Source organism: Mesotoga infera, assembly GCA_011045915.1.
Taxonomy (GTDB): domain Bacteria; phylum Thermotogota; class Thermotogae; order Petrotogales; family Kosmotogaceae; genus Mesotoga; species Mesotoga infera_D.
Map to the genome: position 1 here is coordinate 1 of DSBT01000346.1, position 9,494 is coordinate 9,494.

A 9,494-nucleotide genomic window follows, 5' to 3' on the forward strand; every position below is an offset into this window, starting at 1 on the left:
TCCTTTGCATATTGGACAATGGGGATACTCTATGCGGCTGGATAATGGGAGCCGGATGAATTGAGAGGTTCAAGTCCGGTTCTGAGAGAGCCTGGGGGTGAAATCCCCCTGGGCTACTCACCAATCTTGTCCTCTTTCAATTCGCCTTCTGTTGCTGTAGGTCCAGAACACGTCACCGGCCCATGCGTACCCAGACTCCTTGACTCCATCAGTATCGAACTTCAAGTAGTAGTCGTTGTCGGTGTAGTACATGGCCTCATCTGTTCTGCTGGTTGACGGTGGTCTCAGGTGCATCGGAACGGAAGTATCCATTGACTGAACTATCGAGATGTTCGGATGAGTTACCATCCACAGGAACATAGCTCTCATTTCGGTTTCGGAAAGTGGATATTCGCCGGCTCCGCCCTGCGTGTAACCTCTGCCGGTAGCTTCGGCCATTGGTCTCCAGTTCTCGGGGTAGTTTCTGTGAAGATCGAGACCGCCAGGTCCGTCTTCTCCAATTCTACCGTCGCCATCTGAATCAATGCCTTCTGTCTGGACCAGGTAATCGCCTTTACCGGTTCCAACGTTGGTCATTACCCTGCCCAAAGGATCTATCGGATCGATTATGTAGTTGCCTTCGCCTTCGCCGACGTATATCCTCATCTGCCTTATGAAACCGTCGCCGTTCAGATCAGGTCCGTTGTCCTCGTCGAAGAGACCGTCGCCATCGTTGTCCATAGGGCGGACGGTTGATCTGAGAGTGTACGGTGTCGTAAGATACAGCTGACCTCCATCAGGGTCTCAGTGGGACGTACGTAAAACGTAAAGTTGTCAACAAGATAGCTGATTTCTTCATCTTTGCCGTATCCGTTTATCAGATCATATGCGAAGAGCATGGTTGCAGTTCTGGCCGTGACTTCACCCGCGTGCCTGTTGCCAGCAACGAACATCGCGGGCTTGTCGGTGTCCTTGCCGGTAGCCTTGTTAGTGATCGTTATCTGGTAGATGGGGATGTCGAGAAAGGACTCGCCGACGGTATAGACATCTACCAGGTCGGGAAAATCTTCGGCCCATTTAAGACACCAGTAAACAGCTTCTTCATACGTGAAGTAGTGCTCCCAATCGAAAACGCCTTCTACAAGTGGATGTGTCTCAGGATAATCAACCGAGAAATCACGCATTAGTGCAGCAGCGGGAACCTCGTCCGCTTTCGCAGTCCAGTCGAAAGTCGGAACTGTCACTGCTAGTGCGGAAACACACATCGCAACGATAGCAACAATTAATACAAGCTTAAACCTCACAATGGTCCACCTCCTTGGGTAAACACAACACAAAAGATGATTCGGAAATTTCCCTGTGTCACACTTTCTCAAATCTCTCAGTCTGTCTTTGAAACGATCACCCCCTCTGAAAAGCGGATCGACCGAAGTGACCGTCAGCCGCTTCACAAATTTGCCGGACAGAAGACTTTGAAGACTTCTATCACACGCATAGATCAGATGGTGATACTCCATTCTAAACAAAAGAGGTTCTCATGAATGAGCAATCGATATCGATATGTTCAAAGGCTAAAGGATAGCTATAAGAAGATCGGGAAAAGGTGCCCGGATTCGGCAAGAATCTACCGAAGGATGAATAAACTCTCCGCAGCACTGGCAAAGAATTCACGGTAATACTCCATCATCAAGACAAAAAATCTCAGCCAACTCGAATTCCGTGCCGATCCCCAAAATAAGTCAGGTAACTGGATAAAAATTCATGCTTTACTCAGAATTTCACCAGGGGTAAACTCCCTAAAACTATCTCTCCAGACAAAACTAACCGCCCAGGTAAGACTTCTTCACCTGTTCGTTGTTCAGTAGCTCTTCGCCCTTACCTTCAAGAACTATTCTTCCGGTTTCAAGAACATACGCGTAATCAGCTAACTTAAGGGCACCCAAAGCATTCTGTTCTATCAACAGAATGGTCTTGCCTTCCTCGTGTACCTTACGAATGACCTTGAACACTTCCCCAACAATTACAGGTGCAAGTCCAAGAGAGGGTTCGTCCAACATCAGCAGATCCGGTCTCGACATGAGAGCCCTACCTACCGCCAGCATCTGTTGTTCTCCGCCTGAAAGAGTCCCACCTTTTTGATCCTTTCTCTCTCTCAACCTTGGAAAAAGTGTGTTCACCCATTCGATGTCCTCTGCAATCTCGTCTTTATCTTTTCTCAAAAAAGCTCCTAGCATCAGGTTTTCGGTTACTGTGAGATTTGGAAATATCCTCCTACCCTCTGGGACGAGAGTCATTCCGGATTTCACGATATCGTTCGTAGGTTTGTTAGTTATGACATCGGATTTGAAGGTTATTTCTCCTTCCTTAGCCTTCTTGAGTCCGCATATACTTCTCAGCGTAGTGGACTTGCCGGCTCCATTTGCTCCAATAAGGGCTACGATTTTGCCTTCCTCAACGTTGAAAGAAATTCCCTTCAGGGCGTGAATACCTCCGTAGTATACGTTTAGATTTACAACTTTAAGCATACAAATCACCCGTTCCAAGGTAAGCTGTAATAACTTCCGGATTATTCTGAATCTCTTTTGGTAGCCCGCGTGCGATAGTTACACCGTGATCGAGAACAACTATCCTCTCACAGATACTCATCACAAGACTCATATCATGCTCTATCAATAGAACCGTCAAGTTGAATTCCTTCCTTATTCTCAATATTAATGCTCCCAGTGCCAGTGTCTCTTCGGGGTTCATTCCTGCAGCGGGTTCGTCCAGCAGCAACACTTTCGGGTCTGTCGCAAGGGCTCTCGCTATCTCTAGCTTTCTCTGAAGCCCATAGGGAAGCGATCCGGCGAGATCCTTCTCGTACTTCTCCAGGCCAAGCGTATTAAGCAGAACTTTTGTCCTGTGCTCTATCTCTGTCTCCTCTTTCCTGTAACCAGGCAAGCCAAAAACTGCTGAAAGCACAGAGGATTTGAGGCGCAGATGACAGGCTGTTCTCACATTGTCAAACGCTGAGAGTTCCGAAAAGAGTCGTATGTTCTGGAACGTTCTAGCTATTCCTACAGCTGTTATCCTGTCGGTTTTCATTCCCGTTACGTCTTTGCCGTCGAGAGAGATTTTACCCTCGCTCACCATATAAGTGTTCGTTATAAGATTAAATATAGTAGTCTTCCCAGCTCCATTTGGTCCAATAAGTCCAACGAGCTCTCCTTTTTCAAGGTCCAGATTGAAATCCGAAACAGCAGTGAGTCCACCGAATCTCTTGGTAACTTTCTCTAGCTTCAGTAGACTCATTCAGGATTCCTCCTTCCTGTTCTGGAAAACCAATCCCAAGAAAACTCTTTCTGTCCAAAAAGACCTCGTCTGAAGAATATGACAGTAATGACAAGAATGACCGCGAATATGAGCATTCTCATTCCGGCAATTCCAGGAATCACCATACCAAAAACATTCATCGGCGACTCAACAAACCTAAGGAATTCCATCAAGAATGCGAAAGTCACACCCATTACAATACTTCCCGTTATGCTTCCCAAACCGCCGAGTAAAATGATCATAACGATCTGAAAAGTAAGATTTATATTGAAGGAATTCGGATCAATTGTCATAAGAAGACTGCCAAGTAGTCCTCCACCAATTCCAGCAAAGAATGCGCCCACAACAAAGGCTAATGTCTTGTGCTTGAATAGGTTTATTCCCATAGCCTCAGCCGCAACTTCGTCTTCTCGGATTGATTTCAGTGCTCTTCCGTAACTACTATCAACCAGTTTCTTAATGAAGTATATTGTGAAAAGTGCCCAACCCCAGGTCCACCAAAGATTAGTATAAGTTGGCAGTCCCTTTAGTCCTAAAGGCCCGTTTGTGATACCCTGTAAATTATTCAGTATTACGCGAATGATCTCAGCGAAGCCGAACGTGACTATTGCTAAGTAATCTCCTCCAACTCTCAAACAAGGAGCACCAACAGCAAAGCCCGCAACCGCAGCAACAGCACCACCAACAATCAACGCAAAGAAAAACGGGATCTGTATCTCACTAAGTGGCCAAATCAATGGCTGTATGAAGAAGTTCATCGCTTTCAGCGCTGGCGACATGTACAGCAAGGCAGCCGTGTAAGCACCTATTGCCATGAACCCAGCATGCCCGAGGGAGAACTGCCCGGTGAATCCATTAATAAGATTAAGGCTCACCGCTAGTATTACGTATATTCCCGCAACGTTCAGAATTCTTCTCAAGAACGGATCCAGAAAACTTTCAGCCAGTCCTATCAACAGCAGGAAGACCAAAACACTCGCTATCGTTAGGATAAGTTTAGTCTTTTTATTCACAATCACTCACCTACTCATCTTCTCACCGAATATTCCGGTAGGTTTCACAAGCAAGATAACAACCAACAATACGAAGATTATTGCGTCTCTGTAACCTGCCGCTGCAGGAAAGAAAGCTACCAGCAATATGGTTATCATTCCCAGCATGAATCCTCCAAATAATGCTCCTATAACACTTCCAATACCTCCAATAATAGCCGCAGTGAACGCTCTCCAACCGGGAAAGAAACCCATGAAAGGCCAAATCTGAGGATATCGAAGAGCCCACAGTATTGCACTTAACGCAGCTAATGCTGAACCAAGAGCAAATGTGAACGCAATTGTTCTGTTCACATTAATGCCCATTAGTTTCGCTGTATCAAAATCAACTGACAGCGCTCTCATTGCAAGGCCCATCTTGGTGCGATTAATAAGGAAGGTTAGAATTACGAGAACAATGCCGGAAACCACTATCGTAGCAACAGTAACGGCTTGTACTTTTACTCCACCCACATTTATGGTCGTGGCAAGAAACGGGGGAACATAGAAAGACTTCTGCCTTCCTCCAAACATGACCACCGCCAGATTCTGGAGCAAGAAGGACATACCTATAGCAGCACAAAGAGAAGATATTCTCGGAGCATTTCTCAGTGGTCTGTACGCAATTCTCTCTATTCCAACCCCAAGAACCATAGTCAAGGCTATTCCAATTACGACCGCAAGCCACCAAGGCATTGAGAACAACGTGAATCCGAAGAAGACAAAGAAGGCAGCCATCATGAACACTTCGCCATGGGCAAAATTGACTAACTTTACTACTCCATAAACAAGAGTATAACCTATAGCAATAAGTCCAAAAATAAAGCCCAAAGAGATCCCGTTCACAAGGTGCTGAAAGAAAGCATCAAGACTCATCACTCCACCGCCTTTTATAAACTACGATTTAGTAGTACGCAGGCGAGACAACTCCGCCTGCGTACTACTAGTAACACACTTCATGAATCCTGCTGAACTGATTTTATCTACTCGGCGGGTTTCACAACACTCACGAACTCGAATGCATTATCCTTAACGACCCTAACTATTGCATCCTTTACTGCATCACCGTTTACGTCGATATTAATATATCCTGTGACACCTTCGAAGTTCTTTGTTGCCCTAAGCGCATTCTTAATGTCCTCGGGAACGGCAGAATCAGCTCTTATAATGGCATCAATTGCCAACATGAATGCATCATATCCAAGAGCCGCGAACGCACTAGGTTCGACTCCATACTTGACTTTGAATGCATCTATGAATTCGGCCGCTTTTGGAGTCGGTGCTACTGCCACGTCGAAGTGCGTACTGAAGTAGCTGCCTTCAACCGACGCTCCACCGACCTGCAGAAACTCTGGAACTTCCCACGTGTCTCCGCCAAGAAACTGAGATTGAATTCCCAGTTCACGAGCCTGTTTGATGATAAGTGCAGCCTCTCCGTAAGACGCTGCGGGAATGAAAACCACGTCTGGATTTTTTCCCTGGGCATACGCAAGCTGTGCGGTGAAATCCTGGTCTCCGGTCTGGTAAGAAATGACACCTGTTATCGATTTGTTATCACCAGTAAGGCTCTTGAAAGAGTTTTGGAAGTAATGGGAAAGCCCGACTGAATAGTCTGAAGCAATGTCCTGAATGATAACGGCGGTCTTCGCACCCAAGTCCTCAACCGCGAACTTTGCCATTACGCTTCCCTGGAAGGGGTCGATGAAACAGACTCTGAAAGCATATTCCTTGCCCAAAGTTACCAGCGGGTTCGTCGGTGAACATCCGATCATCGGAACTCCTGCCGCATTGGCCACTTCGCTACCTGGTATTGCAACGGCGCTTCCGTAGCTACCGATAATTACCGATGCTTTGTTGAACTGAATCAACCTAGAAACTGCGTTGGATGCTTCGACTTTCTCGCTCTTGTTATCGACCAAAACCAGTTCTACAGGCCTTCCAAGAACCTCCTTCACTTGCTCGGCCGCAAGGGTAATTCCCTCCATAGTGAGCTGCCCGCCGGCAGCGTAAGGACCAGTCATAGGCTCGAAAACACCAATAACGATTGGATCAACAGCAAACATCGCTAAAGCCAACATCATAACAACTGCCAGAACTAGAAATCTCTTCACTAACCTCACCTCCACAATTGTGATTGCCTACTAACATCTAGAGCTGAGATCACCCACAATATGCTAATGCACAACATTAAGCGCAGAAATAGAATGATCGAACACAAACTGCCTGCGCATACAAGAAAGGCTTTCATGCTAAACAAGTTACACAGTACCGAGCGAAAACGTCAATTACATTTGTTGAGACGACAAGTGCCAATTCCAGGTTCACTTCAGCAGACTTTGAGCTGCAATAAACACAATTGACTACTGAATATGATCAACATAGAAACTTCCATTGCGATCATACCATAACGATTCCTTCAAAACCGATTCCCAAAAATGGTCTTCTCAGTTAATTACGGCTGATAGGGGATGGCCATTGGACAAGTTCGCTAGGAATACTAAAAATTGAGGACCAAAAGGTTAGGAACGATTCGTGAGCCAAGTTTGCTAGAATAGGTCAGTTATGGAACCGAGAATCTATATGGAGAAGTTTAGAACCGTGGACGTTATTTACCGTAAATCTGATAATTGTGTGTCCAGCTTATTTATTTGAAGACTGCGAATCGGTCGAATTTCTTTGGCTTTTCAAAAGGATCTGGTTCGATTCGCATTTGTATTTCTAAAAGCCTTAGGGTAACTCAATTGTGAGTATCGAGCAATTGAAGGCTACCAGTGTCCATAATTGTTGATTGGTACATGATAGGGAGGTTTTAAAAACAGGAAGTTGAGTGTACACTTACAACTTGTAACGACAACCAGAAGGAGGTAATTGAATTGGAATCGGAAACTATGATTGCGATCGTAAAGGAAAGTCCGGGACCAGGACTTATTCTAAAGAAGGTTCCAGTACCTGGAGAACCTGGTCCACACGATGTTCTGGTGAAAGTCAAACGAGCTTCAATTTGTGGTACCGATATTCACATCTACAAGTGGGATGAATGGTCTCAGAAGAGGATCCGTCCTCCACAGATAGGAGGACACGAGTTCACTGGACAGGTGGTAAAAATTGGTGATAATGTCACATCGGTCGCTGTAGGAGACTTGGTGGTTTCCGAGACCCACATACCGTGTCAGAAATGCCTTCAGTGCAGGACCGGCAAGATGCATATATGCAAGAACATGCAAATTCTCGGTGTGCACAGGGACGGAGTCTTCGCAGAATATGTGAGGGTTCCCGAGATTGTCTTGTGGAAGGTAGATCCTTCAATCCTTCCGGAATATGCTTCGATAATGGAGCCCTTCGGCAATGCCGTTCACACTGCGCTCGTAACAGATCTCACCGGAAAGAATGTCCTGATTACCGGGGCCGGACCTATCGGAGTGATGGCGGTAGCGGTGGCGAAGGTTGCAGGGGCGGCTCAAGTATTCGTGTCTGAGATCAAGGAGTTCAGAAAGGATCTGGCGAGAAAGATGGGAGCCGATATAGTGATCGATCCGACAGAAGAGGATCTTCCTTCCAGAGTGAGAGCCCTTACCGAAGACAACGGAGCCGATGTTCTTCTCGAGATGTCGGGAAACTCTACGGCCTTCATTCAGGGTCTTCAGAGTCTTACTAACGGGGCCGTCGTTTCTCTTCTTGGAGTCTTTCCCGGTGAGTTATCATTTGATATAAACGGGCTGTTCACTTTCAAGGGTCTAACAATGTACGGTATTACGGGTAGAAAGATGTTCGAGACTTGGCAGGTCGCGACTCAGTTGCTTAAGAACAGTAGAATCGACCTTTCGCCTGTCGTCACGCACATTCTTCCCGCAGATAGATTCGAAGAGGGTTTTGATGTCATGAAGAGAGGTATTTCCGGAAAGGTAATCCTTGAATTCTGAATTGACTTGTCGGAGGTGTTTAGATGTTTGATTTTGATGTTCTTAAACAGGAAATGGAGGAGCTTGAGGAGAAGGGTCTGCTTGTCAAGATAAGGACACTCGAATCGCCTCAAGGCGCCTGGCTGAACATCGAGGGGAAGAGAGTTCTTAACATGTGTTCCAACAATTACCTTGGACTGTGTTTCGACGAAGAGCTCAAGGAGGCGGCGATCGACGGCATAAGAAAGTGGGGGATTGGACCTGGAGCCGTTAGGTCGATCGCGGGAACGCTCGAATTGCACAACGAGCTCGAAAGGGGACTGGCAAAGTTCAAGAGAGTCGAATCCACGCTGGTTGTTCAGTCGGGCTTCAATGCAAACCAGTCGGTAATTGCTCCGATTGTTAGCGAAGAGGACGCTATTCTCTCCGATGAACTGAACCATGCAAGCATAATTGACGGAGTTAGGCTGACAAAAGCCATGAGATATGTCTGGAAGCATAAGGATGTGAATGACCTGGAGACTCAGCTGAGAAAGGCCGAGTCCGACGGGGCCAGGAGAAAGCTGGTAATAACGGACGGTGTTTTTTCGATGGACGGTGATCTTGCTCCACTGCCCGAGATTGTCGAAAAGACGAACAAGTACGGTGCTATTTTGATGGTCGACGATGCGCACGGCGAAGGTGTTCTCGGAAGCCATGGGAGGGGCATAGTCGACCACTTCGGATTGCATGGAAGCGTAGATATCGAGGTCGGAACTCTTTCGAAGGCCTTTGGAATAGTGGGAGGTTTTGTCGCCGGCAAGAAGACACTGATTGATTATCTGAAGCAGAAGGCACGCCCGTTTCTCTTCAGTTCCTCCCTCTCTCCGGCCGAAACTGCAGCCGCGATCGCGGCCGTAAGGAAGCTTTCTTCATCTGACGAACTGGTCAAGACGCTGTGGAGTAATGCAGGCTATTTCAAGGATCAGCTCAAGGCGCTCGGTTTCGATACGGGACATAGTGAGACTCCGATAACTCCTGTGATGCTTTACGATGCGAAGCTTTCCTCGACGTTCTCGAAAAGGCTCTTTGAAGAGTCCATATTTGCAAGTTCGATCGGCTTCCCAACCGTTCCCAAGGGGAAGGCCAGAATAAGAGTCATGATAAGCGCTTCTCACTCGAGGAAGGATCTGGACTTTGCAGTCTCCAAGTTCGAACTGATCGGGAAGGAACTTGGCGTCATAAAGTAAAAACACGGCTTTAACTTCAGTTGAATATAATCTTTGTTGTTGCA

The 9,494-nt window shown here is 46.6% G+C and carries 9 protein-coding genes; 2 read left to right on the forward strand and 7 right to left on the reverse strand.

Annotation, left to right across the window (positions count from 1 at the left end):
* Nucleotides 1–117: 117 nt before the first annotated feature.
* From ENN47_11415 to ENN47_11445, 7 genes are all read right to left on the reverse strand, one after another.
* The gene (locus ENN47_11415; protein HDP78762.1) at nucleotides 118–720 is read right to left on the reverse strand and encodes a hypothetical protein; all 603 of its coding nucleotides are present in this window, start codon (nucleotides 718–720) and stop codon (nucleotides 118–120) included.
* Nucleotides 669–1,505, reverse strand: a complete 837-nt coding sequence (locus tag ENN47_11420) for a hypothetical protein (protein HDP78763.1) — start codon at nucleotides 1,503–1,505, stop codon at nucleotides 669–671. Before ENN47_11420 ends, ENN47_11415 begins: the two co-directional genes overlap by 52 nt.
* 294 nt (nucleotides 1,506–1,799) lie before the next feature.
* Entirely contained in the window at nucleotides 1,800–2,504 is a 705-nt protein-coding gene (locus ENN47_11425) for an ABC transporter ATP-binding protein (GenBank protein ID HDP78764.1), read from the reverse strand.
* Complete coding sequence (locus tag ENN47_11430) at nucleotides 2,497–3,270, reverse strand: ABC transporter ATP-binding protein (GenBank protein ID HDP78765.1); 774 nt, start codon at nucleotides 3,268–3,270, stop codon at nucleotides 2,497–2,499. Before ENN47_11430 ends, ENN47_11425 begins: the two co-directional genes overlap by 8 nt.
* Nucleotides 3,267–4,304 carry a branched-chain amino acid ABC transporter permease gene (locus ENN47_11435; protein HDP78766.1) on the reverse strand — a complete coding sequence of 346 codons (1,038 nt, stop codon included), beginning with the start codon at nucleotides 4,302–4,304 and terminating at the stop codon, nucleotides 3,267–3,269. The genes ENN47_11430 and ENN47_11435 overlap by 4 nt, the downstream gene beginning before the upstream one ends.
* A 6-nt stretch (nucleotides 4,305–4,310) precedes the next feature.
* Nucleotides 4,311–5,198 carry a branched-chain amino acid ABC transporter permease gene (locus ENN47_11440; protein HDP78767.1) on the reverse strand — a complete coding sequence of 296 codons (888 nt, stop codon included), beginning with the start codon at nucleotides 5,196–5,198 and terminating at the stop codon, nucleotides 4,311–4,313.
* A 107-nt stretch (nucleotides 5,199–5,305) separates the two neighbouring features.
* Nucleotides 5,306–6,433, reverse strand: coding sequence for an ABC transporter substrate-binding protein (locus tag ENN47_11445; GenBank protein HDP78768.1), 1,128 nt, complete (start codon nucleotides 6,431–6,433; stop codon nucleotides 5,306–5,308).
* A 762-nt stretch (nucleotides 6,434–7,195) separates the two neighbouring features.
* Between ENN47_11445 and tdh the strand changes: the two genes are divergently transcribed.
* Together tdh and ENN47_11455 are read left to right on the forward strand one after the other, a co-directional pair.
* Nucleotides 7,196–8,242: an L-threonine 3-dehydrogenase gene (tdh, locus tag ENN47_11450; protein ID HDP78769.1), complete on the forward strand. Its 1,047-nt coding sequence runs from the start codon at nucleotides 7,196–7,198 to the stop codon at nucleotides 8,240–8,242.
* A 23-nt stretch (nucleotides 8,243–8,265) separates the two neighbouring features.
* Nucleotides 8,266–9,450 (forward strand): glycine C-acetyltransferase, encoded by a 1,185-nt coding sequence (locus ENN47_11455; protein ID HDP78770.1) that lies wholly within the window; start codon nucleotides 8,266–8,268, stop codon nucleotides 9,448–9,450.
* Nucleotides 9,451–9,494 lie beyond the last annotated feature (44 nt).